This is a genomic window from Sesame phyllody phytoplasma (genome assembly GCF_018390775.2).
Lineage (GTDB): Bacteria > Bacillota_I > Bacilli_A > Acholeplasmatales > Acholeplasmataceae > Phytoplasma > Phytoplasma australasiaticum.
Genome location: NZ_JAHBAJ020000027.1, coordinates 1 through 1,790, shown reverse-complemented (window position 1 = coordinate 1,790; position 1,790 = coordinate 1). Strand labels below are relative to the sequence as shown.

Sequence of the window (1,790 nt, the reverse complement as noted above, 5' to 3'; positions counted from 1 at the left end):
ATTGGCGTTAGGGAGAATATAATGAGGCGTATAACATCAAAAACCAAGTAACGCAATGGCTAAAGCAGACCTGAACCTACGATTAAAAAGGATTCAAAATTGTGAGCTAATAAAGGAACTCGAGGTTCTCCTATGGTAGCGTCAACCCCACCAATAAGAATCGCCAAGAGAAGTGCCACCAAGAATTCCCAATGGCAGTTCAGATCCAAATTCCCAAGGCGAAAGCTAAAGAATATGGATGAATACAATTGCTGAGGGAAAGAGTATGACGAAACATTAACAGATAGAGACGTTAGAAATAATCCGAACCTATCAAACAAAGCCGAGGAATTAATAATTTTAGATTCCCGTTACGCTAGCGGACTAATTTTTAGGGAAGTATCCTCGTTAGAGCTGATTCAAGGTTTCTTTATTTGATAAACTTCCAATATACCATTCTTGGAAGACCGGACTATTGGGACAGAACTACAGATGTTATTAATTACATCCATTTTAGCCATCTCAGGCTTCTCCATCGAATTATTGGTGGCAGTCTTACTAATTTCCGCTTCGTCGCAACTCGCTTTATGGTCTGCTCGCACCTGACATTCTTGTCTGGAACACAATATCCTTTCAGGGAATATCAGCCCTGGCTATTGTAGATAGCACGAAATAGAGGATACTTCCCCTAAGGAATTAAGGTTGAAATTTAGAGTAACTTGGAGTATCCTAAAACTGAGTAATTAAGTTTACTAATCCGGAGATAAAAGCCTGGATGGTCAAGGATAAAGCATCTTCTTAGTAGTCGTAAGGGTAAACCTAAATTTGGAATAATTTAGTTAATCGGCTTACCGAGAAGAGGGTTAATCACCCTTATAGGGCGAAAGAAGAGAGTAATTTATTATTTATTCAATGGTATCGAGAAGGGAGTTGATAAATTATGTCAACAACGGTTTCACCAGAAACTAAACTTTTACTAACATTGAATAAGATTCAATATTGTTCATCAAACGGTTACTCTTTAAAAAGAGAACTTCAGCAAGGAATGAATAACTTTTACAACACGTTAACAGCATTTAATAGAATCGCGGCTAACAAGGGAGCGGGTACATCCGGAATCGACAACGAAACCATCGATGGAATTAATCTTAAAAACTAGAAAGATACCATCTGGAATACGTCAATAATGGTTACCACCGAAACCAGTTAAAAGAACCCTCATTCCTAAAGATAATAGGAAAACCAGACCCTTGGGTATACCGACCATCAAAGATAGACTGATGCAAAAATGCCTGGAACAACTCTTAACTCCTTATTTCGAAAATATTTTCTCTGAATGGAGCTTTGGATTTAGAACCAAAAAATCCTGTCATGACGCTATCAAACGTGTCAAACAAAGATTTAAGGGAATTGATTACCTTGTCAAAATTGACTTAAAAGGCTACTTTGATACCATCAATCATGAGATTCTGATGAAAACCCTAAATCAGTTCATCAAAAAGAATAAAACGCTCTCAACCATTAACAAATGGCTAAAAGCTGGCTTCATGAAAGATGGCATCAAATACGAATCTTTATCAGGCTTTCCTCAAGGAGGAATTATTTCTCCTTTGTTGGCGAATGTATATTTACATTACATCGACCTGAAAATGGGGGAACTGATTAAAGACGGAAAGCCGATTTGGAAGGATAACCCAAAATATAAGAAAGCATGGTCTAAAAACCAACATCATAGTCTGGTAATTGATAGTCACATCAATCTAAATCCAAAAATAAGAGTTGAATATATCCGTTATGCTGATGATTTTATC

Annotated in this window: 1 pseudogene; it reads left to right on the top strand. The window is 37.0% G+C overall.

The annotated features are described in order from the left end of the window. Positions 1 to 919: 919 nt before the first annotated feature. Positions 920 to 1,790: pseudogene (locus tag KHD59_RS02350) on the top strand (reverse transcriptase domain-containing protein); the annotation flags it as partial.